The organism is Thermococcus fumicolans (genome assembly GCF_055386755.1).
The window spans coordinates 646709-669356 of record NZ_AP042424.1; the positions used below are offsets into that span (position 1 = coordinate 646709).

Sequence of the window (22648 nt, forward strand, 5' to 3'; positions counted from 1 at the left end):
CACCGGGAGAAGAAGAGACGGGGAAGTTATAAACCTACTCCCCGGGCAGAAAGAGGAAAATCATTCGGCGAAGGTCAGGATCTTGAGGTCTATGGGCCTCCTGACGACGTTGGCCTTCCTGGCGCCGACGAGGTACTTCACGTTGTTCTCGCTGACTATGTCGATAAGTCTCTGGGTGATTATCCCGTTGAAGACGACTGCATGAACGTTGTCCCTGCTGGAGATGGTGTTGAGCAGATCCCTGACCGGGATCTCGGCTATAACGTTCATGTTCTCGTCGAGGAGCACCGCCGTCTGCTCCTTCTTCACGCGCTCTATGAACTTCTCGAACTTCTGGAGCTCCGAGCTCTTTGGCTGGTGGATGGGCCTGATTATCTTGGCCTCCTCCCTCTCCTTTGGCCTCTGCTCTACCTCCGGCTTTGGCTGGGGGACGTGCCTGGGGGCTTCCTGATGGGGCCTCTCGGCCTGCGGGGCCACGGCCTTTGCCCTCTCCTTCTCCTTCAGGATCTCGTAGAAGTTCTTCCCCCTGTGGAACATCTCGGTTATGACCTGCTCCGCGGGTATCTTGCTCCTCAGGGCCTTCACTATCTCCTTCTTAGTGAGCTCCTCGACCTCCTTCCCCTCCGGTGCCCTGGCGACGTAGTCTACATCCGCCACCTGGAGGAGCTCCTTGAGGATCAGCTCACCACCGCGGTCGCCGTCGGTGAAGGCAGTAACGATGCGCTCCTTGCTGAGCTTGATTATCGTTTCTGGAATCGAAGTTCCTTCAACGGCTATGGCGTTCTTTATGCCGTGCTTGAGCAGGTTGAGGACATCTGCCCTGCCCTCAACGACGATGATCGAGTCTGAGAACGGGACGTGCGGTCCGGCCGGAAGCTTCTCCGGGCCGTACTCGATGAGCTCCTTGGCACGGACGGCCTTCTTGACCTCCTCCGTGAGCTCCTGCGTTTCTGGGATCTCCTCCTCCATGAGGGTCTCGAGTATCTCCTTGGCCCTCTCTATGATGTACTTCCTCTTCGTTGCCCTCACATCTTCGATGCGGAGAACCTTTATGTGGGCCTCCGCCGGGCCAACGCGGTCTATGGTCTCCAGTGCCGCAGCCAAAATAGCGGTTTCGACCCTGTCGAGGCTTGAAGGAACAGTTATCGTTCCGTAGGTTTTTCCGGCCTTGGTGTGAACTTCAACCCTTATCCTACCTATCCTTCCGGTCTTCTGGAGCTCCCTAAGGTCAAGATCGTCACCGAGAAGACCTTCAGTTTGGCCAAAAATTGCACCGACGACGTCGGGCCTTTCAACAACACCGTTCGCCTCAAACTCGGCGTAGATTATGTACTTGGTCGTTCCAAACTCGTCTTTGGCCGACATGTTACCACCCCTTATCTTTTCTGCCTTTCTCTTTTCGGACAAAATCTGGTGGAGGACGTTCTTCTTCCTCTTCATTGAAACCCCTCCAACCGGGGGCCAGAAACGGAGAGATACAGGCCGTAAAGGTCTTCAACGCCCTTTATGTCCTTTTTGACGATCCTTCTGAGCTCCTTCCTTGTCTCTGGATCCACCCTGCACGGGTATCCCGAGAGGTAGGAGAGGAGCTTTTTCGCAAGCTCCTCCCCCTTCCTGTCGAAGTCGGTAAGGATCATGACGTTCTTGTAACGTGAGGCGATGAGAGCTATTTCAGCGAGCGGTAAGCGCGACAGCCTTATTATCTCCGCTCTGACCCCCAGATTTCTCAGAGCCACCTCGTCTCGCAGGCCTTCAACTATGATGGCCCCCTCAAACTCTCGCAGTTTATCTATAAGCTCCAGGAATCTTTTATAGTTTTCGGCGTACATTTCGCCGTCGTTCTGATAACGGCCGGATGCGGTTATAAGCTTATTGGCGTACGTTCAGGGGAAGGGATGGTGGGATTAACATGCGTTCCTGACCGGGACCGTGTGGCTCATCGGCTCCTCGTAGAACTCCTCCATGAGCCTCTGTAACCTCCGCGAGAGCTCTATCTGAATCCCCCAGGATCCCTCTATCTTCCCCTTCGCCGCCATCCTGCCTAAAAAGCGCTTCATCTCGTCGCTCAGTGGGGACGGCTTGCACCTTGCCCATGGCGTGCCGGGCAGGGGCATGAAGTAGTGGGCGCGCACCTTTCCGCCCTTTTGCATTATCCACCTCATAAGCTCGATGCTCTTCCTCTGGCTCTCCTCAGTCTCGTTTGGCAGGCCTACAATGAAGTCCACCACCGGCTCGAAGCCGTACTCCAGCATGTACTCCACCGCCCGTTGGACGTGCTCTACCTTGTGAACCCTGTGCATGGCCTTCAGCATTGCATCGTCCCCGCTTTGGGCACCAATCGCTAACCTTCTATTGTCCGCGTAGTCAATGAGCAACTCAAGCGTCTCCGGCAGGACGAACTCCGGTCTAACTTCACTCGGGAAGGTGCCGTAGAATAGCCTCCTGCCCTCTTTCCTCAGCGGCTGGAGTGCCTTGAGAAGGGCCTCGAGCTTGTCCAGCTTTAGTATCGCCCCTGGCGAGCCGTAGGCGAAGGCGTTTGGGGTGATGTAGCGCATGTCCCTCATCCTTCTCGAGTACTTAACGATCTGGTCTATCGGCCGGTGCCTCATTCTAAAGCCCTTGATGTACGGCGTCTGGCAGTAGTAGCAGCCGAAGGGGCAACCTCGCGTTATCTCAATCGGCGAGATGAGGCGGACGCTTTCGGGGTAGGGCGGAAAGCGCCAGAAGTCTTCCACCTTGGCGAAGCCCGTGAAGACGAACTCCCCGTCGAGGTTGAAGGCGAGGCCTTTGATGTTTAGAAGGTCTCTGGTTACCCTGTAGCCCGTCTTCTTCAGGGTTATGAGGAGCTGGAAGAGAACCTCCTCACCCTCACCGATGACCGCTACGTCAAAACCGAGCTGGTTTAGTGTATGCCTCGGCATCGCTATCGCGTGGTAGCCGCCCGCTATTAAGAGTGTCCCCCTCCCCTTGAGGAGCTTAACCTCCTCCTGCAGGGAGCCCCAGATCTCCTCGGTGAAGAAGGAGTACAGGACGACCTTTGGTCTGGCCTTGAGTATCTCCCCGAAGTCCTTGGTTATCAGCAACTCGTCCAGGTCAAAACCCTGGCTCTCCAAGGCCCCTAGAAGGTGAACGAAGGCGTTGTGGTTGCGTTTTGTCATCCTGACGGCTATCTCGGGCATGTCCGGAACTTGAAGAGTGGCTTTAAAACCGTAACGGAACAAAAACGGGAAGAAAAGCCAAGGGTTTCAGGTCCTGATGGCGAGCTTTATGTCCTCGGCCTTGACGGTCTTCCTGCCAGCGTGCCTGGCGAACTCAGCGGACTTCTTGGCGATCTCGATTGCGTACTCCTCGAGGTACTCGGCGAGAACCTTGGCGGCCTCCTCGCTGACCCTCTCGGCGCCAGCCTTCCTAATCAATCTGTCTATTGGAGCAATCGGCAACTCAGCCATTTTCCCCACCTCCATAAAGGGATTTTCACTATCCTTTTGGCCGTAGGAACTATATAAAGGTTTCGGTGAATTGGGCGGCTTGTGTGGGTTCTATCCAGCATCGGCCGGAGGTCATTGGGGAGAACTCCAAAACACCGGAGGGCTCAGAGTATGGCCGGAAGAAAGCCTGGTTGAGTGGAGTATGAAAATCCCCTGAGGGGGCTTTAATATCGATTCAGCGGGGGTTACTGCCGGGTTTTTATTCCACGTTAATCCGCTTGGGGCTCCAAAAAGGGCTGGAAACGGCTCTATCACGTTTCTGACGGGGTCATCAGAGAGAAGGACTGTCCCCAGGAACTCGCGAGAACATGGTGGGCCCGGGGGGCTTTGAACCCCCGACCACGCGGTTATGAGCCGCGCGCTCTGACCAGGCTGAGCTACGGGCCCACTGATGGCGCCGCCGCCCGGACTCGAACCGGGGACCGCCGGATTAACAGTCCGGCGCTCTACCAACTAAGCTACGGCGGCACGACCCAATGTAGGGAATACAGGGTGCATTTATAAATCTTGCGGTCTCACACCTATGGGATCCGGCATGGACGAAGGCACCTCCACCACCCGCATTCCCAGGGCCGTGCTCCTTTTGCTGGTGGCCTACGGCTACTGGACCCTCTACAGCCTTATCTATCCCGTCGTTGGTCGCTGGAGCGTTGATTATACCCGTCTCCTCCTCCGCCTCCCCGGGACGTCTCATGACTTCGTCCTCGGCCTTCTCATGTGGACGAAAGGCCATCCCGCTCTGTACCTCCTGATGGACACCCTCTACAAGCTCGGCTTTACGTGGGTTATGGTGGGCACCGTCTTTTACCTCCTCCACGTCAGCCCCGCAGAGGCTGAGAGAACCGCAAAGAGCTACCTCGTCTCGTTTTTGGTGTTGAGCGCTATCTTCCTGGTTGCTCACGTTTTTCCGCCCCATCTCGTTTACCCCGACCTCCCCCGAAGGTACTCCCCGCCCGGCTGGAGTGCCAGACCCCAGTTCGTTCTCCCGTCACCCCACTGCACAGTTGACACTGTGAGCCTCCTCGCCCTGGTCAGGAGGAAGGAAGTTCCCGCTAGAATCCTGGCATTCCTTGTGGCTCTTATCCCGGTTTCCACGGTTCTCCTCGCTGAGCACTGGGTCTGGGATGCCCTCTCGGGCGTCCTTTTGGGATGGCTGGTGGATCGGTACTCGGGAAGGTTTTTAACTCCCGCGAATAATTTGCAGCGGTGATAGGATTGCGCATCGGGAAGTTCGTCTCCCTGATCAATGAGAGGGGCTTCGACGGGGCCATCATCAGTCCCGGAACCAACCTCTTCTATCTGACTGGTCTCCAAATACACGAGGCCGGTGAGAGGCCCACCCTCTTGGTGGTGAACGCCGACGGGAACTACCACCTCCTCGCCCCGAGCCTCTACGAGAACACTATCAGGAACTTTCCGGTCACCTTCTGGAGGGACGGCGAGAATCCCTACCACAAGCTCGCGTGGATCCTAGGGGAGCTGGAGCTGTCGGAGGGCAGGCTTCTCGTCGAGGACACCATGAGGGCGGACTGGCTAATCAACATCCTGCGCATTGGAAACCGCTCCTTCGAGCTCTATCCGTTGAGCTCCGTGATCAGGGAGCTCCGCATGAGGAAAGACCGCGAGGAAATAGAGATGATGAAGCACGCAGCTAAGATAGCGGATCATGTTTTTGAGGAGCTCCTGAGCTGGGACATCCTCGGCATGCGCGAGAGCGAGCTTGCCCTCAAAATCGAGCTGAGGATAAGGGAACTTTCGGACGGCATCTCGTTCGAGCCTATAGTGGCGAGCGGCGAAAACGCGGCCAATCCACACCACGCTCCGGGAAACAGGCGTATCAGGAAGGGAGACATGGTGATCCTCGACTACGGCGCAAAGGTCAGGGGCTACTGCTCCGACATAACCCGTACTGTGGCTGTGGGCCGGCCGGATGAGAGACTGGTTGAGATATACAACGTCGTCAAAGAGGCCCAGGAGAACGCTTACAGGGCCGTTAGGGAGGGGGTGAAAGCTAGGGAGGTCGACGGGGCTGCGAGGGAGACGATAGCAAAGGCCGGCTACGGTGAATACTTCACCCACAGAACGGGCCACGGCCTCGGCCTGGACGTGCATGAGGAACCCTACATCGGGCCCGATGGAGAGATAATCCTCGAAAACGGCATGACCTTCACGATAGAGCCAGGGATCTACGTCCCGGGCCTCGGCGGCGTTAGGATTGAGGACGACATCGTTGTGGAGGACGGTAGAGGAAAGAGACTGACGAGGGCCGACAGGGAGCTCGTGGTGCTCTGAGACAATTTCTCTGGTTTCTAATCGTTTCTTTTGATCTAAACTGCTTTGGAAGTGTTTAGATTATTGATTCTAGGCGGCCTGGCGTTTAACATCGATGAAACGATCGTTCCAGCCTTTTTCCGTCGAATCCCTAAAATAATCGAAGTTCGTAGGGATGGGTGAGGTGGTTGACGTGAAGTGGCTGAAGGCACTGGCCCTGCTGGCCATCCTAGTAGGGGCGGTAGTCCCCGCCGGTGTAAGCTTCGCCGGCGCGAGCGATACCAGTGATGCACAGCCGGCCGTCTATCAGGCAAACGTAACGAACTCGACCCCCGAGGAGAGGCTCGCGGAGAGGATAATAAGCATAGTTGAGAGGCTCCACAACGTAACCGAAAGGCTCCTCCAGAACGTCACCCTGCCGGAAAACTCAAGCGTTCTGGAGCACTACAGCCTGGCTGAAGAGTACCGGGAGAAGGCTGAAACCGCCTATCGGAACGGGGATTACCCGACGGCGGTAACCGAGGGTCTGCTTGCCATGCACCAGTACAGGGAGGTCCTCAGGGCCATAAAAGGCGCCAAAGAGCAGGTTTTGGTCTCCATGGGGAGGATGCGCGGCTATTTCGAGTCAGTCCAGAGGATCATCGAGGCCGCCGAGAGGGCTAACCTCGACACCTCAAAGGCCCGGGAGCTGTTAAACGAAACCAAGGAGGCCTACCTCCAGGTTGTGGAGGACTTAAGGGAGAAGGATCTTGAAAAAGCCAGGGAGGACCTGGAAAAGGCCCGTGAACTCAGGAAGCAGCTTGACGCCGAGCTCAGGGAGCTCAGGAAGGAGCTGGCCTATGCCCACTCCGACAGGATCGTTAACGCGTTTCTGATCAGGGGCGATAGGGCTATGACCCTTGTTGAGAGGGTAATCTCAAAGGCAAACGAGACCGGTAGGGACACCACCGAGCTCCAGGAGAGGCTAAATGCGTTCGAGGCCCTGTACGACCAGGTGAAGGAGCTGGCCGACGGGGGCAACTACACCGCGGCTTTAACCCTCATCCGGGAGAACCGCGAAACGGTGAAGGAGTTCTACAAGGCCGTTGGGTTCATCCACAGGGAGGCGAGGAAAAAGGAGGTCAGGGAGAAAATTAGGGACATGAGGGCCTTTGAGAGGGGAGTTCAGGAGCGCATTAGAAAGGATTCCAGGGCTTTGGGAAAGCTCAGGAGGGAGGGAGTGGACGTTAAAGGCGCAGAGCTGAAGCTCAGGACTGCCGTACAGGAGTTCAAGCTCGGTTTTGAGCTTGCGAAACGCGGAAGGCCTAAGGAGGCAAAGGCCCACTTCGAGATCGGCCTGGGTCTGCTCCAGGACGTTGAGAGGTTCATAGTGGCGCACTCCTGACCCGTTTTTCTTTCCCTCTTCATCCAAAAACCTTAAATACCCAACCCCGTTACCCGTTCCGATGCCGATGAGGGGGGAGTGTCTTCTCCGTTGGAATCTCACCGGTAACTGATTTCCCCGATAACCCCCCTATTCCTGAGTCCCGCTCTTTTGGAGTTCCCTCTGGACTCTCAGTGTTGAAAATAGAAGCTAAAGGAGGTTTTAGACATGGCTGAGCTCAACTTCAAGGCAATCGAAGAAAAATGGCAGAGGCGCTGGATGGAAGAGAAGGTTTTTGAGCCCGACAGAAGGGCGAAGCCCAAGGAGAAGAAGTTCTACATAACCGTCGCGTTCCCGTACCTCTCGGGCCACCTCCACGTCGGCCACGCGAGGACCTACACGATCCCGGACGTCATAGCGCGCTTTAAGAGAATGCAGGGCTACAACGTCCTATTCCCGATGGCGTGGCACATCACCGGCGCGCCGATAGTCGGAATAGCCGAGCGCATAAAGCACCGCGACCCGAAGACGATACACATCTACCGCGACGTCTACAAGGTTCCCGAGGAAATACTCTGGAAGTTTGAGGACCCGAAGGAAATCGTCAAGTACTTCATGAAAGCGGCGAGGGAGACCTTCATAAGGGCCGGCTTTTCCGTTGACTGGACGCGCGAGTTCCACACGACTTCGCTGTTCCCGCCCTTCAGCAAGTTCATAGAGTGGCAGTTCTGGACGCTCAAGGACATGGGGCTGGTTGTTAAAGGAGCGCACAGGGTTCGCTGGGACCCCGTCGTTGGCACCCCGCTCGGCGATCACGACATAATGGAGGGCGAGGACGTCCAGATTCTGGACTACGTCATAATCAAGTTCATCCTCGAGGAGAACGGTGAGGAAATCTACATGCCGGCGGCGACGCTCAGACCCGAGACTGTCTACGGCGTCACCAACATGTGGCTGAACCCCAACGCGACCTACGTCAAGGCGAAAGTCAAGCGCGGCGACAAGGTCGAGACCTGGATAGTCAGCAAGGAGGCAGCCTACAAGCTCTCCTTCCAGGACAGGGAGATAGAGGTAATCGAGGAGTTCAAGGGCGAGAAGCTGATAGGAAAGTACGTGAAGAACCCAGTAACCGGCGACGAGGTCCTAATCCTGCCGGCGGAGTTCGTTGACCCTGACAACGCCACTGGCGTCGTCATGAGCGTTCCCGCTCATGCCCCCTTCGACCACGTCGCGCTTGAGGATCTGAAGAAGGAGACCGAACTGCTCCTCAAGTACGACATTGACCCCAGGGTTGTCGAGGAGATAAGTTACATCTCGCTGATCAAGCTGGAGGGATACGGTGAGTTCCCGGCCGTTGAAGAAGTTCAGAAGCTCGGAGTGAAGAGCCAGAAAGATAAGGAGAAGCTCGAAGAAGCCACCAAGAACATCTACAAGGCCGAGTACCACAAGGGCGTCTTCAAGGTGGAGCCCTACGCCGGGAAGTCCGTCCAGGAGGCGAAGGACCTCATAGCGAAGGAGCTCCAGGAGAAGGGCATAGCGGAGATAATGTACGAGTTCGCCGAGAAGCCCGTCATCTCGCGCTTTGGAAACCAAGCTGTTATCAAGATAATCCACGACCAGTGGTTCATCGACTACGGCAACCCCGAGTGGAAGGAGAAGGCGAGGGAAGCGCTCGCGAACATGACGATCTACCCCGAGAGCAGAAGGACACAGTTCGAGGCCGTAATAGAGTGGCTCGACAAGAAGGCCTGCGCGAGGAAAGTTGGATTAGGAACGCCGCTCCCGTGGGACCCCGACTGGGTCATCGAGAGCCTGAGCGATTCAACCATCTACATGGCCTACTACACCATAAGCAGGCACATGAACAGGCTGAGGGAAGAGGGCAAACTCGACCCGGAGAGGCTCGACAGGGAGTTCTTCGACTACCTCTTCCGCGAGGAGTTCAGCGAGGAGCGCGAGAAGGAGCTTGAGAAGAAGACCGGAATCCCGGCCGAGACCATCCGCGAGATGAAGGAGGAGTTCGAGTACTGGTACCCGCTCGACTGGCGCTGCTCGGCCAAAGATTTAATCCCGAACCACCTGACGTTCTTCATCTTCAACCACACCGCGATATTCAGGCGCGAACACTGGCCTAGGGGCATCGCCGTCAACGGCTTCGGAACGCTGGAAGGCACCAAGATGAGCAAGAGCAAGGGCAACGTGCTGAACTTCATAGATGCAATCGAGGAGAACGGGGCGGACGTTGTAAGGCTGTACATAATGAGCCTCGCCGAGCACGACAGCGACTTCGACTGGCGCAGGAAGGAGGTCGGCAAGCTCCGCAGGCAGGTCGAGAGGTTCTACGAGCTGATAAGCGAGTTCGCAAGCTATGAGGCCAAGGAGGGCGTCGAGCTTAAGGACATCGACCGCTGGATGCTCCACAGGCTCAACAAGGCCATCGAGGGAGCTACGAAGGCCCTCGAGGAGTTCAGAACGAGAACGGCAGTGCAGTGGGCGTTCTACACCGTCCTCAACGACCTGCGCTGGTACATGCGCAGAACCGAGGGCAGGGACGACGAGGCCAAGCGCTTTGTGTTGAGAAAGCTCGCCGAGGTCTGGGTCAGGCTCATGGCGCCGTTCACTCCGCACATAGCAGAGGAGCTCTGGGAGAAGCTCGGTGGAGATGGATTCGTCAGCCTGGCGAAGTGGCCGGAGCCGGTTGACGAGTGGTGGAACGAGATCGTTGAGGCGGAGGAGCAGTTCGTCCAGTCCGTCATCGAAGACATCAAGGAGATAATAAGGGTCGCCAAGCTCGAGGATGCCAAGAGGGCCTACCTCTACACGGCTCCGGAGTGGAAGTGGCGCGTCGTTGAAGTTGTGGCAGAGAAGAGGGACTTCAAGAGCGCGATGGCAGAGCTGATGAAGGACCCAGAGATGAGGAAGCACGGTAAGGAAGTAAGCAAGCTGATACAGCGCCTCATCAAGGAGAGGGCCTTTGAAGTGAAGCGCATAGACGAGGAGAAAGCGCTGAGAGAGGCGAAGGACTTCATGGAGAAGGAGCTCGGCCTGGAGATAATCATTAACGCCGAGGAGGACAAGGGCGGAAAGAAGAAGGCCGCGATGCCGCTGAAGCCGGCGGTGTTTGTGGAGTGATTTCAGCTATCGGCTTTCTTTTTTCATTGCTGTCTTCTGCTATGCCTCGTCCTTCCCGTATTTTCCAACTCGCTGAGCAGTTTTCTCTGGATGATCTCCTCGGGAAATATAGGTTCTATGCGCACTGGTTCCTTCCCGCTCCGTATGAGTTCTACCAGTCTGTTGATGTCATTTTCAACGATCTCGCTTGGGAACACTGCCCGAAAGCCACCCAGGGTCTTCGCCTCATCACCAAAGGCGTTCATAAGCACCTGCCCGCTGTGGAGGAGCACCACGGAATCCACACCCTTCAAACCGGCGATGATGTGGGAAACTATGACGATGTCGATCTTTTTCTTGAGCTCAAAGAACGCTTCGGCTAGTTCAATTTTCGCTACTATATCGACGTTGCTGAAAGGCTCGTCGAGGAAAACCACCTCTGGGTTTCCCACGAAAGCCAAGGCCACTGTGAACCTCCGCTTGTACCCCTGGGATAGCTCTCTGAATCTTTTTGCCCTGTCTTTATCAAGCCCGAAGATCTCGAGGATCTCATCAACGTTATCATCCCCTCTGAGCTCCGCCACTGCCTTGAGGTATCCTTCAACCCTGACGTTGGGGGGAAGCGCCGTTTTTTCAAAGGCGAACCCTATATCACTGCGGGGGATTTCGAAGTAGTTCTTTCCGAGCAGTTTAATAGTGCCTCCGTCTGGCTTTATGATTCCGGCGAGGATCTTTATCAGGGTCGTCTTACCGCTTCCGTTGGGACCCAGAATCAATGAAAGCCCCCTGGACAGTGAGAAGGTGACCTTCTTGAGGGCCTGCACGTTGCCGTACGATTTACTCAAATCTGAACACTCTAAAAGCATAGCCGATCACACCCCCCAGCAGCAGGAGGATTATGGGGGAATATGGAACGTTCTTCTCAGGAGTTAACCTTACGGTAACGTCGGTTGTCTGGTTCAGGATGACTATTCGCAACGCCCTGTTTGATACCGATATCCTCTCCGGGTTTTTTGTGAGTCCGTCGGCGGTCTGGATATAGAGCGTGCAATTTCCTGTAAAGGACACGCGGTATGTTCCCGCCGCCGGAAGGACGACTTCTTTGTACGCCACCTGGTGTTCCTCGATGTCTGAACCTTTCATCCCTGGAGGTAGGAAAAGCTGGTATTTGATCGTAAACGTCAGTGGTTTCTCCGTTTGATAAAGCTTAACGCCGAAGAAGATCCCGGAGAGCAGGGCAGCCAGGAGCACGATGTGAAGGATTTTTGCCTTAATAAAAATCACCCCCCTTAAACAGAGCCATCAACATGAAGGGCATGGTGCCGTACAGTAGTAGGCCAGCGTACGCGTATCCGTCAAGGTGAAACTTTGTGTCCCATAGGAAGTAGGTGAGTCTCTCAAAGGGAATTATGACGGAACCGATCCGATGTGCGGTACCGGAGAGGATCGCAACAAGAAACAGCACCCCCAGTGGAATGACGGGTTCACGGGAGAGAACGGAGAGGGAAGACACCAGAACGAACCCCGCGAGTGTGGAAAGTATGAGGGTCCCGAACAGGGCTAGGAAAAACCTTGATCCTAGGGAGATTCCCGAAACTTCAGCAATGCTATCGAACACTACCACCCCAGTTGAGATTAGAAAGATGCTGTAGAGAAAACCAAAAACGACCCTGCCTAAGAGGGCCCTTCCCCTGCCTAGGAAGGCGATGTCGTTTATTATAGTTCCCCGATAGATGGGTTCGGCGATTAAAAAAGCTGCCAGAAGCCCACCGAGGAGGAAGACCGCTAGGTGTACCTTCGAAACCGCGGCGAGGAGGGCGGAGATTTGGGAAGATGCTACGCTTCCGAATAACCCACTCTTTGATGTAACATTGTTGAGGTACTGTAAATCCATGCCGGGAATCGTTGACGTGATCTCACTGCCAACCGTTATTCCATTAAGTTTTGGGAGATAGGCCCATATCACGTACTGGACTATCAATGGGGATGCCAGTAAAAACGCCACGAGTTGAGGGCTAGATTTTATTTCCTCCCCGATAGTCTTAAAAGACAGCATTCTGCTTACCCCCTCTTTTTAACTGCCAGGACCAATGCAAGGGCGACGAGTCCACCCCCGAGGAGGTAGAACCCTGAGGAATTGTTCGACGGTGGAGATATCGATTTAGCGTTCCTTAGAAATTCCCTTGTCTCTGGTGTATCCTCAAGATTGATGAACATTACCACAGCCCTGTCTTTAATGATTCCAAACGGATCCGCCGGAAGGTACGCGCCCCCGTCCACTAGATATGGGCCCCTGAATGTCAGATCGATTGTGAAGTTCTTGTAGGTTTCCTCTATGCATCGAGGCACGTCGCTAGTATTCTCTGGAAGACTCCATCCCTTGCACCTGAGGATCCTTATCGGACCCCCTTGAAGAGACACCGACCAGCCGATGTGGTTTTCAGGGCTTTCGTTTTTCAGATACAAGTCCACCGGGTGAGGCCTAAGCTCAATCCCACTACTGTAAACAGAGCCGTTTGTTGAGAATCCGGGCCAGTACTGGAAGAAAAAAGCCGGCTTTCCATCCAGCATGAAGGTGTTGGTGTCTCTCTTGACCTCAAACGTCACGTTCTTCGTTTCAACTGGGCAACCCCTGACGGGCGTTCCGTTTTTGTAGAGCACACATCCACGGAAAGAGACGGTTTCATGGACTATGTAGTAGTCCCCCCTGTCGTCTATCGTCACGTTCTCTATTTTGAATTGATAATGGGATGAGTCCTGCTTTCCTCCCAGTGCGATAACATGTCCCTCCCACCTCAGGGGAACGCTTGTCGTTGCAATAACTTGTGGGCTCAGAAGAAAGATAAAAAGTGAAAGGAGTGTGGCAACTCTTAATACGCCACTTCTCTGCACTCACTTTCCCTCCTTTCATCCAAGGTATTCTGGGTTTGGTATAAAATAGGACACGTAACTCCCAGAGTCCACTATCTTTTCTATTTTTGGGTGATCCCAGAACCATTTGTCTGTCTTTTTATAAACTGTGACATGATAATATGTTCTAATGTAGTATTGCATCCCATTCTTGGCTTTGTAGGCAACAGGTTCTCCGACTTCTAAGTCAACTGAGTAATTTATTTTTGTGTAACCAATTATGGCAGTACTATAGCTTTTTGTCTTATACGTGCTATCTGCGTAGAATCCTATATATTTGTTAATTGAATCATCGTAGTTAGCCCATTGCCATACTCCCCAAGCTGCACCATGATGATCATTCCAGGAAACACTGAAGGAGACTTCTACGTCTCCATATGCAACCCCTAATGTTAAATGAGGCTCTATTCCGGAGTCAGTGGCTCCTGTCTTTGAACCTGCTGGAGTGCCCCATACTGTGGCACTTGCACCTCCAGCCGTCACTCCAACCATCAGCAGTCCCAGCAGGACTGCCATCAAGCTATTCCACCTCATATAGTACACCTCCGTGAGGTTGTCTGCGATGTCAATTATGCAACTTTCCCTTATAAATTTTTCCTTTTACTTTAAGTAAAAATTCTTCCTTTTTTTTCTAAGTATAAATTCATTCTAACATGGATTTTCCTCTTAGAACAAGCCAAAAGAAGCCTGAGTAAAAGACTTGCATGGAGATGCAATAGGTAGGTATATCATCGAAGTACATTGCTAAGAAGCCATATGAAATTCCAACCTTTCGTTAATTCACTCCCACCCTATAAAACCTTTTCTCCGAAAACTCCTTAAGAAGAAGTTCTTTAGCCTTTCTCGGTGTTATCCATGTCTTTTAATGAAGAAACATTCAAAAGAGAAATCTTTTCCAGAATCCCGCCCCGGGACGAGTCCCCGCTACCACCCAATTGGCTCCACATTGAGATGCTCGAGCGCTTCCGTGTCCTGCAGTTCGCGCCGATAAGAGAGGGCATGAACGTCCTCGAAATCGGTTGTGGTGCTCACGCATTAACAACCGTTCCTCTCGCCTATCTAGTCGGCGAAACCGGTCGCGTTGTGGCAGTTGATAAATCAAGGTGGCGCTTCTTCGAGGAGGTAACTTCAGTCACCGGCGTCAAGCGCCGGATAATCCCCCTAAAGCTCGACGCGAGAGAACTGCCCTTCCCGTTTAAGGCCTTTGATTTGGCCGTCCTCGTGCACGGAATAAGGAGTCTCAAGAACAAGGAAACGATGATAAAGGTCATCTCCGAGATGCTCCGCGTTGCGGATAGGGCTTTCATAGCCGAGAGCCTGCCCATAGCGAACAATGATAGGCAGGAAGCGCATTTGGAACTCTACAACCTGCGCGAGGAAATATTCGAGGCGCTCTTTGGCGAAAAGGACGACCTGCACTACCCGACGTTTGAGAGGCTCGTGGAGCTCGTCGAGAAAGCGGGAGGGAATGTAACAGAGAGCGGAACCTTCGAGCCAGGCCTGCCCCACTACCTTGCCTACATTCCAAGGGAATACGTGGAGGATATAAAAGACGAAGATAAGCGCGTCGAGCTTTTAAAAAGGTGGGATAGAGCCTACGAGAAGTGGAAGAGTGGAACCGAGCACCCGCCGGTGAGGTGTGGGTTCTGGCGGAAAAAGAGGGGTGAGGCTCAGAACTCTCTCTCCACAAGGAACTCGGCGAGTAGCTCCAGATCCTTCCTCGCCTCGCTCTCGGGGAGCACCTTCAAAGCCTCGTTCGCCTCCCTGACGAGGTTCTTCGCGTACTGAGCGGCGTAGTCGATGCTACCGTACTTCTTGAGCAGGTCAATGGCTTTTGCAACCTCCTCCTTGACCTTCTCATCGTGTATGAGAGCATCTCCCTTGGCATCGCCGGCGTACTTTCCGAAGACCTTCATGAACTCGGCCTTGTCTTCCTCGCTCGCGTTGTCAAAGAAGTGGCTCACTATGAGGGTCTTCTTCCCCTTCCTTATGTCGCTGCCCACCGGTTTGCCCAGCTTCTCCTCGTCCGCTATAAGATCGAGTACGTCATCCCATATCTGAAATGCTATGCCAACGTTCATTCCCCACTTTGACAAAGCTTGAATGTACTCCTCGTTGTCTGTCCCTATGATCGCACCAATCTTGGCCGAACCCTGGAAGAGGGCACCGGTCTTGCCGCTTATCATCGTGAGGTACTCCTCAACGCTCACCTCATCCCTCGTCTCGAACTCTATGTCCAAAGCTTGGCCCTCGCAGAGCATGTTGGAGGTCCTGACGAGGACGTCGAGAATCCTGGCCTTCTTCTCGGGGCTTACCTTGGCCCTCGCTATCGCCTCGAAGGCCTTGCTGAAGAGCAGATCGCCCGCTAAGATCGCCATGTTGACGCCCCAGAGCTTGTGGACAGTCGGCCTTCCGCGCCTCAGCTCGTCCATGTCCATTATGTCGTCATGGACGAGGGAGTAGTTGTGGATGAACTCGACGGCGGCCGCTGGATAGAGGGCCTTCTCAGGGTCGCCACCTACTGCCTCGGCCGCGCGCAGGACGACGAAGGGGCGAACCCTCTTTCCACCCGCGAGCGGGTAGTGTCTGGCGGCCTCGTAAAGGGTCTTCGGGTCTTTCTCCGGAACCAGCTCAAGAATCACCCTGTCAACGTCCTTGGCGGTGATCTTGATCCTTGCGAACAGGTCATCGTACTTGCCCATCGTATCACCCCGTGAGTGGGAGTTTTCTTAAACTGGAAAGGGAAGGGGCAAACCCTTTATCAGTTTTTTGCTTCATCAAAGAACTTTCGGGGATCCATCACTTTATCTCGACCGTGTAGCCGTTCCTTGAAACGAACACGTCCCTACCGATGAGGTAACCCTCCTCCTCCGCGAGCTCGGCGTACTGCGTGAGCATCTGGAACTCCCCGTGGGCTGGAACTATGGTCTCCGGGTTGAGCATCCTCAGCAGGTAGCGGTGGTCTTCCCTGCTCGCGTGACCGCTCACGTGGAGGTCCTTTATCATCCTTACTCCTTTCATCTTGAGCTTAGTCTCAAGGACGTAGCGCTGGGCGCGGTTGAGGGGGTTGGGTATCGTTCCAGCGGAAAAGACCACCGTGTCGCGCTTGCCTATGTCGTAGAGCTCCCCGTTGGCCATCCTGGTAAGGACGGCCCCCTGTTCGCCTTGATGGCCGGTAACGATGAGGAGGTAGTTCTCCCTTGCCTGAGAAACCTCGGCTAGAACTTTCTTTATCGCGTTGGGGCTCCTGAGAACCCGCGAACCCTTCATCTTGATAAGGCCGAGCTGCTTCGCTATCCCGGTGTACTTCGCCAGGGAGCGGCCTATGAACACCGCCTGCCTGCCCATCTTGTTGGCTATCCAGATGAGCTCCTGAAGTCTGGCTATGTGGCTCGCGAAGGTGGTCGCTATTAACCCGTCCGCCTCCGTGCCCTCGTAGAGGAAGAAATCCCCGAGGAGCATCTGCGCTACTGCCTCGCTTGGGGTTTTAGTCGGCTCCGCGACGCGCGTGGATTCTGGGATGAGGACCTTGACGCCCTCCTTTCCCAGCTCCTTCAGGCGCTTGTAGTCCGGCCTCTCGCCGAGCGGGTTGTTGTTGTCGAACTTGAAGTCGCCTGTGTGGACTACCGCGCCTTCGGGCGTGTGGACGACGACCATAGCGGCCTGCGGTATCGAGTGGGTTATCCTGACGAACTCTATCGCCAAGTTCTCGCTCACCTGTACTATCTCGCCAAACTGGGTCTCGTACATGGGGTTTTTGACCTCGAAGTACTTCTCGCTCTTGACCTCGCTCTTGGCGAGCTTTATGGTGTAGGGGGTGCCGTAAACCGGCACGTCCGGGTAGTGGGGCGCGAGCTTGCCTATGGCCCCTATGTGGTCGAGGTGGCCGTGGGTGAAGGTTATGGCGACGACCTTCTTGTTTCTCAGAATCGAATCGTCGGGGATCGCGCCGAGCTTCTGGAGCTCCTTCGTCGGGAACTCCTGGATGTTCACGTCCTCGTGGATGAGAACGCGGTCGAGCCTTATGCCCATGTCGATTATAACGACCTCTTCCCTGCCACCGTTGGTGTACCCGACGGCGGTCATGTTTTTACCTACTTCCTCGTAGCCGCTGATCGTGTAGATTTTTATCATGTCTATTCCTCCTACGCCCCCAGGCCTCTCCTGAGGCATGGGGCTGCGTTGGTCTTAGTTGTGGCCAGGGGTTTAAAAAGGTGTGCATCGATTGCCGCTTCCCGCTGGCAGGGGAAAAGTTAAATATCCCAGCATCCTACTCCTATGCCAGCAACAATACAAGGAGGGACTCACATGAGGGCCAAGGTTAGGATACTCGACATGTACAGCGGGAGGTACTCCATCTTCATAAACGAGGAGGAGGCCAAAAAGGCGAAGCTCCACCCCGACGACCTGGTCAAGATAGAGTCGGGCAAGAAGCCGATATACGGGAGCCTGGTTATAAGCAACCTGGTCGGGCCGGGGGAGGTCGGCATAAGCAGGGACATACTCCAGCTCCACAGCCTCTCCGAGGGTGAGGTAGTGGGCATAGCCCCTGCCGGAACGCCGGAGAGCGTGAGGTACATAAAGAAGAAGATGCACGGCGAGAAGCTCAGGAAGGTCGAGATCGAGGCCATAGTGAGGGACATAGTCGACAGAAAGCTCAGGGATATAGAGATAAGCTCATTTGTGACCGCGCTCGAAATAAACGGCCTCGACATGGACGAGATAGCCGCTTTGACCATAGCGATGGCCGAGACCGGCGACATGCTCGACATAGACAGGAAGCCGATAATGGACGTCCACAGCATCGGCGGCGTCCCCGGAAACAAGACCAACATCCTCGTCGTGCCCATCGTTGCCGCCGCGGGACTTACCATACCGAAGACCAGCTCTAGGGCTATAACCAGCGCCGCCGGAACGGCGGACGTCGTAGAGGTTTTCGCGGATGTCAGCTTCTCCCTCGAGGAGATAAAGCGGATAGTTGAGAAGGTCGGCGCGTGTATGGTCTGGGGAGGCGCTCTAAACCTTGCCCCAGCGGACGATATAACAATCAAATCGGAGCGCGCCCTCAGCGTTGATCCTCCTGGGCTCATGCTGGCCAGCATAATGTCCAAGAAGTACGCCATGGGAAGCCAGTACGTCCTCATAGACATCCCGACGGGCAAGGGGGTCAAGGTCGAGACGGTTGAGGAGGCGCGGGCACTGGCGAGGGACTTCATAGAGCTTGGCAAGAGGCTCGGCCAGTACGTTGAAGTGGCGATAACCTACGGCGGCCAGCCGATAGGCCACACGGTTGGGCCAGCTCTCGAGGCCAGGGAGGCCCTCTCGGCCCTCATGACCGGCAAGGGTCCGGGAAGCCTCATAGAGAAGGCCCTTGGGCTAGCTGGAATACTCCTTGAGATGGGCGGCGTCGCCCCGGCTGGTATGGGCAAGAAGATGGCCAGGGAAATCCTGGAGAGCGGAAAGGCCTGGGAGAAGATGAAGGAGATCATAGAGGAGCAGGGTGGTGACTCCAACATCAAGCCTGAGGAGATAGCCGTCGGCGACAAGACGTACACCTTCGTTGCACCCACGAGCGGCTACGTTACCGCCATAGACAACAGGGCCATAACCGGAATAGCCAGGGCCGCTGGAGCGCCGGAGGACAAGGGGGCCGGAGTGGAGCTCTACGTTAAGGTCGGTGAAAAGGTCAAGGAGGGAGATCCTCTCTTCACGATCCACGCAGAGAGCGAGGCAAGGCTCGACCAGGCCATAGTCTTCGCAAGGAGAACGGAGCCCATAAAGATAGAGGGCATGGTCCTCCAGAGAATCGGGAACATCTGAGGTTTCGTTCTTTTATCCTTTCTCTTGCGTCAACTGCAAGATGTCTTCAATGCGTTTAAACTTCGTGTAGGCCTTTCTGGCCTTTTTCATTATGGCCTGAACACTCTTTGAAGTTTCTAGGGGCTCGGGCTTTGCGTTCTTTGAGAACTCTCCGGTTCCCAGTTTTCCCATGATCGATTTCACTTCAAGGAACCAGGCTACATCCTCAGTTTTCACCGTTACGTCCTTCTCTAAGGGGGATCCGAACTTAGTACTCTTGATCGTTTTCCGCACCATTCTTCCCTCACCTTTTCCGCTCTTAAGGTTAATCCTCGATAATTCGCTCTCACCTTTCTTATTTGAGCAACTCAATCCTCGGCATTCGGATGAACCCAAACCGCAAGATTTATAAACCCACCCTGATAGGTGATTACGGCAGCGGGAGTGGGCCGGTAGCTCAGCCTGGTATGAGCGCCGCCTTGGCAAGGCGGAGGCCCCGGGTTCAAATCCCGGCCGGTCCACCATCCCTGGGCTGGGCCCGTGGTCTAGACTGGTTATGACGCCACCCTGACAAGGTGGAGGTCCGGGGTTCGAATCCCCGCGGGCCCACCATATCAGCCCTTTGCTTCGCAAAGCGCTGGCGGAAAGTTGGCGTGCTCTTTTGAAAAGTGGATTTTCGGGGGTTTACTCTTCAAGGGCAATCTACAATGTTTGCCACCCTCGAGGCGTCCTTTGGACGCTAAGATAAAAATGCAAACTTCTTGAAAAGTTGTTTTTAGGGTTAAACCCCCCGCCAACTGGTCACTAGAAGAGTGCATGTTCGGTATTTGGCTTTATTTAAGAGAAAGGGCAAAGGGCAATTACAAAGTTTATTCGCCTGCGCGACGTTGGAGCGAAGCTCCAATGCTCTTTCGTGACTGACCTCCCTCCCGCCCTGAAGGGCGAGGCTTTCGAAAGAAAAATGTAATGTGCCTTAATAGGTATCGAATCTTTACACCCTCCTCAGGATCTCCCCCTCAACCTCGGGATCGCTCAGCAGAACGAGAACCAGCGCCACCAGTGCGAAGAGGGTAGCCCCCTGGGCTATAACGCCCAGCATCATCCATAGGAGGGAGAATATGAGGTCCACAAAGGTGATGTACTTCCCAAAGCTTATCCCCCATTCGTTTCCCTTCCAAAGCCCCCAGAGGATCGTGAGATGAAGGCTCCCAACGAAAGTTCCCCCAACCACCTGTAGCGGGTACTCGGTGGACAGAAGGGCTATCCCGAAGAAGTAGAGGGATATGAATGCGAATGAAGCCATCACCGCGCCCTTCGGTTTGATCCCGATCCTCAAGCTGGACACCTCACAGCTTCCCCAAGAGCATCAGGATCCCAAAGACTATGAAAAGCGCTCCAGCGGCTTTGTGAACTGCCTCTAGGGGAACGAAGTCGCCCAGTTTCTCCCCTACGAACGCCCCTATGAAGTTGACCGCCGCCAAACCAAGAATCGCCCCGATGAACGCGGTCTTCCACCCGTATTTGGTGGCGAAGGCCATCGTGGCGAGCTGGGTCTTGTCCCCCAGCTCAGCTAGGAACACCGCGACGAAAATGTAGAGGATGGAATTCATAGCCGAACCCCTCAGAGCTTTTCGAGGGCTTTCCTCATCCTCTCCATGGCCTCGATCAGCTGTTCCTTTTTCGTGGCGTAGCTGATCCTTACCCAGCCCTCTCCCTGCTTTCCAAAGGCCGTTCCGGGGATGACCACGACCCCGGCGTTTTCGAGGAGCCAGTTGGCGAAGTCTTCGCTGCTCATGTCGAGCTCCGGGTCGATCTTCGCCCAGACGTAGAAAGCCCCCTTGGGCCTGAAGGGCTGAAGGTGGGGCATCTCTGAAAGATATCCGAGGACCAGCTTTCTCCTCTCCTCGTACGTCTTCCTCATGTTTTTAACGGCTTCCCAGCTCCTCTTGTCTCTTAGGGCCGTTATTCCCGCGATCTGGATGAAAGAGGTAACGTTTCCTATGACGTACGCATGGAGCTTTATCATGTCTTTGATAACCTGTGGTGGGGCTATTGCAAAGCCGAGCCGCCATCCGGTCATGGCGAACGTTTTCGAGAAGCTGTTTGCCAGGATTGTGTTGTCAGGGGCGTATTTTATCATTGGGTGGTGCTTCGCCCCCTCGTAGAGGAAATGCTCGTAGGGTTCGTCGCTCAGTATGTAGATGTTGTAGTCCTCTGCTATTTGTGCTATAGCCTTTGCCGTCTCCTTATCCAGTGTGGCTCCGGTTGGGTTGTTTGGATAGTTCATGACTATCATCCTTGTCCTCTTGGTGACCATCTCAACGAGTTCGTCGGGGTCTATGCGGAACTTGTTCTCCTCCCTGAGGGGAATGCGGATGATACCGGCTTCTGCTATCTTGGCGTCTTCAACGTAGCAGACAAAAGCCGGGTCGGGGATGATAACGTCGTCCCCCTGCTCGAGGAGGGACTCGAAGGCGAGGTAGGTTGCCTCGTAGGCACCGGCGGTGACTATGATGCTGTCGGGATCAACATCAACTTTGTAAAAGTCCCGGTAGTACTCGGCGATAGCCTCCCTAAACTCAGGTATTCCCGCGTTGGGGGTGTAGTGGGTATAACCCTCATCGAGGGCCCTCTTGGCGGCCTCCTTAACAACCTCGGGGGTATCGAAGTCGGGTTCACCTATTCCCAGGGATATGACGTTTTCCATTTTCCTTGCCTTTTCAAAAAGCTCCCTGATCTTTGATCTCTGGATGAGGTTTATCCTGCCCGCCATGAAGTACTTACGCTTTTTGTATCTCATGATACCACCTCGGCATTTCGAACTCAGTGGAGGGGCCCTTATAAAGTTAACCTGAAAAAGGGAGCGGATCACCAAAAGGTGGCCTATAAAACCTCGACCAAGGCCGATCTTTCAAAGTGTATCTTCGCTTCCTCCTTGCTACACTCCGCTGGTTCAGCAGCCTCGAGCCCCAGCTCCTCCACTATTCTCTCGGCTTCCTTGGGCGTCCCGAAGACCACGAGGTAGTTGAGTCCCTCTCCCACGCCGCAAGTTTTGATGGCATCGCTTATCTGGAGGGTGCCGGCCAGTCTGAGGAGCAACTCTCCCCCCTGTGTCTTCGCGTGGTTCGTCCCCCTCTCGAAGGATCTCTTTGCCAACACTGCGGCGTGGACTACGGCTTGGTAACATGGTGCCCGGACAAGCTGAACCTTCGCCCCCAGTACTGGCAACGCCCTTTCCGGCTCCCTCACGATAACAGGATGCACGACGATCCCTTGAACTACTTCCCTCATACAGACCCCTCTTGGAGGGGTTTGTTTCCAGTTTATAACAGTTGTTCTCCAGTTAATGTGCATTGTGGGTCATCCAAAATATCTTTATTTATTCGGCTTATTTTCAAAATTTTTTTGAAAAAAATATTATGACAATATCATTAACAAGCCGCAAAGTATTTAACTACTTAAAGCACTAACTAAAGTAGCGACTCGCTGGACTAGGTGATACAGCGTATGCCAAAGATGCGCATCATAAGCGTTCAAGTGCCGCAGAGCTATATCAACGCCATGGACCAGCTCGTGAGGCGTGGTATATACCCCAGCAGGAGCGAGATAATAAGGACAGCGCTCAGGGAGTTCCTCAAGAGGGAGATGAACATTGAGCTTCCAGAGGACGAGGTTCCCGGGTATATTATCAAATAACCGCCCGCAC

General features: G+C 54.6%; 23 protein-coding genes and 4 tRNA genes. 9 read left to right on the forward strand and 18 right to left on the reverse strand.

Annotated elements, in window-relative coordinates; all coding sequences use genetic code 11:
* Positions 1-60 precede the first annotated feature (60 nt).
* The 6 genes from dnaG to ACZ5AM_RS03660 form a co-directional block, all read right to left on the reverse strand.
* Positions 61-1440, reverse strand: a complete 1380-nt coding sequence (dnaG, locus tag ACZ5AM_RS03635; RefSeq protein ID WP_464915525.1) for a DNA primase DnaG — start codon at positions 1438-1440, stop codon at positions 61-63.
* The gene (locus ACZ5AM_RS03640) at positions 1437-1829 is read right to left on the reverse strand and encodes a toprim domain-containing protein (protein ID WP_464915526.1); all 393 of its coding nucleotides are present in this window, start codon (positions 1827-1829) and stop codon (positions 1437-1439) included. Before ACZ5AM_RS03640 ends, dnaG begins: the two co-directional genes overlap by 4 nt.
* Positions 1830-1904: 75 nt before the next feature.
* Complete coding sequence (locus ACZ5AM_RS03645) at positions 1905-3179, reverse strand: TIGR04013 family B12-binding domain/radical SAM domain-containing protein (protein WP_464915527.1); 1275 nt, start codon at positions 3177-3179, stop codon at positions 1905-1907.
* 66 nt (positions 3180-3245) lie between these two features.
* Complete coding sequence (gene hpkA / locus ACZ5AM_RS03650; protein ID WP_464915528.1) at positions 3246-3449, reverse strand: archaeal histone HpkA; 204 nt, start codon at positions 3447-3449, stop codon at positions 3246-3248.
* A gap of 348 nt (positions 3450-3797) precedes the next feature.
* A tRNA-Ile gene (locus ACZ5AM_RS03655) sits at positions 3798-3875 on the reverse strand.
* A gap of 5 nt (positions 3876-3880) precedes the next feature.
* Positions 3881-3956, reverse strand: a tRNA-Asn gene (locus tag ACZ5AM_RS03660).
* A 55-nt stretch (positions 3957-4011) separates the two neighbouring features.
* Here ACZ5AM_RS03660 and ACZ5AM_RS03665 point away from each other — a divergent pair.
* The 4 genes from ACZ5AM_RS03665 to leuS all read left to right on the forward strand — a co-directional run bounded on the left by ACZ5AM_RS03665 (position 4012) and on the right by leuS (position 10254).
* Positions 4012-4698, forward strand: a complete 687-nt coding sequence (locus ACZ5AM_RS03665; protein ID WP_464915529.1) for a phosphatase PAP2 family protein — start codon at positions 4012-4014, stop codon at positions 4696-4698.
* 5 nt (positions 4699-4703) lie between these two features.
* Entirely contained in the window at positions 4704-5780 is a 1077-nt protein-coding gene (locus tag ACZ5AM_RS03670) for a M24 family metallopeptidase (protein WP_464915948.1), read from the forward strand.
* A gap of 172 nt (positions 5781-5952) precedes the next feature.
* Positions 5953-7143 carry a hypothetical protein gene (locus ACZ5AM_RS03675; protein ID WP_464915530.1) on the forward strand — a complete coding sequence of 397 codons (1191 nt, stop codon included), beginning with the start codon at positions 5953-5955 and terminating at the stop codon, positions 7141-7143.
* A 207-nt stretch (positions 7144-7350) separates the two neighbouring features.
* Positions 7351-10254, forward strand: a complete 2904-nt coding sequence (gene leuS, locus ACZ5AM_RS03680) for a leucine--tRNA ligase (protein WP_464915531.1) — start codon at positions 7351-7353, stop codon at positions 10252-10254.
* A 23-nt stretch (positions 10255-10277) separates the two neighbouring features.
* Here leuS and ACZ5AM_RS03685 read toward each other — a convergent pair whose 3' ends face one another.
* The 5 genes from ACZ5AM_RS03685 to ACZ5AM_RS03705 are packed head-to-tail and all read right to left on the reverse strand — an operon-like array spanning position 10278 to position 13659.
* A complete protein-coding gene (locus ACZ5AM_RS03685) occupies positions 10278-11057 on the reverse strand; it encodes an ATP-binding cassette domain-containing protein (RefSeq protein WP_464915532.1) in 780 nt (259 codons plus the stop codon).
* A gap of 13 nt (positions 11058-11070) precedes the next feature.
* A complete protein-coding gene (locus ACZ5AM_RS03690) occupies positions 11071-11517 on the reverse strand; it encodes a hypothetical protein (protein WP_464915533.1) in 447 nt (148 codons plus the stop codon).
* Positions 11504-12289: a hypothetical protein gene (locus ACZ5AM_RS03695; protein ID WP_464915534.1), complete on the reverse strand. Its 786-nt coding sequence runs from the start codon at positions 12287-12289 to the stop codon at positions 11504-11506. Before ACZ5AM_RS03695 ends, ACZ5AM_RS03690 begins: the two co-directional genes overlap by 14 nt.
* A gap of 5 nt (positions 12290-12294) precedes the next feature.
* Positions 12295-13125: a hypothetical protein gene (locus tag ACZ5AM_RS03700; RefSeq protein WP_464915535.1), complete on the reverse strand. Its 831-nt coding sequence runs from the start codon at positions 13123-13125 to the stop codon at positions 12295-12297.
* A 15-nt stretch (positions 13126-13140) separates the two neighbouring features.
* Positions 13141-13659, reverse strand: a complete 519-nt coding sequence (locus ACZ5AM_RS03705) for a hypothetical protein (RefSeq protein ID WP_464915536.1) — start codon at positions 13657-13659, stop codon at positions 13141-13143.
* A gap of 339 nt (positions 13660-13998) precedes the next feature.
* On the opposite strand from ACZ5AM_RS03705, the gene ACZ5AM_RS03710 reads away from it, so the two are divergent.
* Positions 13999-14931, forward strand: coding sequence for a class I SAM-dependent methyltransferase (locus ACZ5AM_RS03710; protein ID WP_464915537.1), 933 nt, complete (start codon positions 13999-14001; stop codon positions 14929-14931).
* Here ACZ5AM_RS03710 and ACZ5AM_RS03715 read toward each other — a convergent pair.
* Positions 14814-15845, reverse strand: a complete 1032-nt coding sequence (locus ACZ5AM_RS03715; RefSeq protein ID WP_464915538.1) for a polyprenyl synthetase family protein — start codon at positions 15843-15845, stop codon at positions 14814-14816. The two genes, ACZ5AM_RS03710 and ACZ5AM_RS03715, sit on opposite strands and share 118 nt — an antisense overlap.
* A gap of 97 nt (positions 15846-15942) precedes the next feature.
* Positions 15943-17277 (reverse strand): RNase J family beta-CASP ribonuclease, encoded by a 1335-nt coding sequence (locus ACZ5AM_RS03720; RefSeq protein WP_464915539.1) that lies wholly within the window; start codon positions 17275-17277, stop codon positions 15943-15945.
* Positions 17278-17451: 174 nt separating this feature from the next.
* Between ACZ5AM_RS03720 and ACZ5AM_RS03725 the strand changes: the two genes are divergently transcribed.
* Positions 17452-18963: an AMP phosphorylase gene (locus tag ACZ5AM_RS03725; RefSeq protein WP_464915540.1), complete on the forward strand. Its 1512-nt coding sequence runs from the start codon at positions 17452-17454 to the stop codon at positions 18961-18963.
* A 12-nt stretch (positions 18964-18975) separates the two neighbouring features.
* On the opposite strand, the gene ACZ5AM_RS03730 is transcribed toward ACZ5AM_RS03725, so the two are convergent.
* Complete coding sequence (locus ACZ5AM_RS03730) at positions 18976-19239, reverse strand: hypothetical protein (RefSeq protein ID WP_464915541.1); 264 nt, start codon at positions 19237-19239, stop codon at positions 18976-18978.
* Between the two features lie 149 nt (positions 19240-19388).
* Between ACZ5AM_RS03730 and ACZ5AM_RS03735 the strand changes: the two genes are divergently transcribed.
* A tRNA-Ala gene (locus ACZ5AM_RS03735) sits at positions 19389-19466 on the forward strand.
* Positions 19467-19476: 10 nt separating this feature from the next.
* A tRNA-Val gene (locus tag ACZ5AM_RS03740) sits at positions 19477-19554 on the forward strand.
* A gap of 379 nt (positions 19555-19933) precedes the next feature.
* On the opposite strand, the gene ACZ5AM_RS03745 is transcribed toward ACZ5AM_RS03740, so the two are convergent.
* The 4 genes from ACZ5AM_RS03745 to cgi121 form a co-directional block, all read right to left on the reverse strand.
* Entirely contained in the window at positions 19934-20287 is a 354-nt protein-coding gene (locus tag ACZ5AM_RS03745) for a hypothetical protein (protein ID WP_464915542.1), read from the reverse strand.
* A gap of 1 nt (position 20288) precedes the next feature.
* Positions 20289-20552 carry a TMEM165/GDT1 family protein gene (locus ACZ5AM_RS03750; RefSeq protein ID WP_464915543.1) on the reverse strand — a complete coding sequence of 88 codons (264 nt, stop codon included), beginning with the start codon at positions 20550-20552 and terminating at the stop codon, positions 20289-20291.
* A gap of 11 nt (positions 20553-20563) precedes the next feature.
* Entirely contained in the window at positions 20564-21742 is a 1179-nt protein-coding gene (locus ACZ5AM_RS03755; RefSeq protein WP_464915544.1) for an aminotransferase class I/II-fold pyridoxal phosphate-dependent enzyme, read from the reverse strand.
* A gap of 83 nt (positions 21743-21825) precedes the next feature.
* The gene (gene cgi121, locus ACZ5AM_RS03760) at positions 21826-22233 is read right to left on the reverse strand and encodes a KEOPS complex subunit Cgi121 (RefSeq protein ID WP_464915545.1); all 408 of its coding nucleotides are present in this window, start codon (positions 22231-22233) and stop codon (positions 21826-21828) included.
* Positions 22234-22449: 216 nt separating this feature from the next.
* On the opposite strand from cgi121, the gene ACZ5AM_RS03765 reads away from it, so the two are divergent.
* Positions 22450-22638 (forward strand): ribbon-helix-helix domain-containing protein, encoded by a 189-nt coding sequence (locus tag ACZ5AM_RS03765; RefSeq protein ID WP_464915546.1) that lies wholly within the window; start codon positions 22450-22452, stop codon positions 22636-22638.
* The last annotated feature ends 10 nt before the right edge of the window (positions 22639-22648 follow it).

What these genes read in the sequence shown, in the direction of transcription:
- ACZ5AM_RS03730 (WP_464915541.1), bottom strand. Translation starts at nt 19,239, where the DNA reads ATGGTGCGGAAAACGATCAAGAGTACTAAGTTCGGATCCCCCTTAGAG.
- ACZ5AM_RS03715 (WP_464915538.1), bottom strand. Translation starts at nt 15,845, where the DNA reads ATGGGCAAGTACGATGACCTGTTCGCAAGGATCAAGATCACCGCCAAG.
- hpkA (WP_464915528.1), bottom strand. Translation starts at nt 3,449, where the DNA reads ATGGCTGAGTTGCCGATTGCTCCAATAGACAGATTGATTAGGAAGGCT.
- leuS (WP_464915531.1), top strand. Translation starts at nt 7,351, where the DNA reads ATGGCTGAGCTCAACTTCAAGGCAATCGAAGAAAAATGGCAGAGGCGC.
- dnaG (WP_464915525.1), bottom strand. Translation starts at nt 1,440, where the DNA reads ATGAAGAGGAAGAAGAACGTCCTCCACCAGATTTTGTCCGAAAAGAGA.
- ACZ5AM_RS03725 (WP_464915540.1), top strand. Translation starts at nt 17,452, where the DNA reads ATGAGGGCCAAGGTTAGGATACTCGACATGTACAGCGGGAGGTACTCC.
- ACZ5AM_RS03705 (WP_464915536.1), bottom strand. Translation starts at nt 13,659, where the DNA reads ATGGCAGTCCTGCTGGGACTGCTGATGGTTGGAGTGACGGCTGGAGGT.
- ACZ5AM_RS03765 (WP_464915546.1), top strand. Translation starts at nt 22,450, where the DNA reads ATGCCAAAGATGCGCATCATAAGCGTTCAAGTGCCGCAGAGCTATATC.
- ACZ5AM_RS03720 (WP_464915539.1), bottom strand. Translation starts at nt 17,277, where the DNA reads ATGATAAAAATCTACACGATCAGCGGCTACGAGGAAGTAGGTAAAAAC.
- cgi121 (WP_464915545.1), bottom strand. Translation starts at nt 22,233, where the DNA reads ATGAGGGAAGTAGTTCAAGGGATCGTCGTGCATCCTGTTATCGTGAGG.
- ACZ5AM_RS03640 (WP_464915526.1), bottom strand. Translation starts at nt 1,829, where the DNA reads ATGTACGCCGAAAACTATAAAAGATTCCTGGAGCTTATAGATAAACTG.
- ACZ5AM_RS03710 (WP_464915537.1), top strand. Translation starts at nt 13,999, where the DNA reads ATGTCTTTTAATGAAGAAACATTCAAAAGAGAAATCTTTTCCAGAATC.
- ACZ5AM_RS03695 (WP_464915534.1), bottom strand. Translation starts at nt 12,289, where the DNA reads ATGCTGTCTTTTAAGACTATCGGGGAGGAAATAAAATCTAGCCCTCAA.
- ACZ5AM_RS03665 (WP_464915529.1), top strand. Translation starts at nt 4,012, where the DNA reads ATGGGATCCGGCATGGACGAAGGCACCTCCACCACCCGCATTCCCAGG.
- ACZ5AM_RS03750 (WP_464915543.1), bottom strand. Translation starts at nt 20,552, where the DNA reads ATGAATTCCATCCTCTACATTTTCGTCGCGGTGTTCCTAGCTGAGCTG.
- ACZ5AM_RS03645 (WP_464915527.1), bottom strand. Translation starts at nt 3,179, where the DNA reads ATGCCCGAGATAGCCGTCAGGATGACAAAACGCAACCACAACGCCTTC.
- ACZ5AM_RS03755 (WP_464915544.1), bottom strand. Translation starts at nt 21,742, where the DNA reads ATGAGATACAAAAAGCGTAAGTACTTCATGGCGGGCAGGATAAACCTC.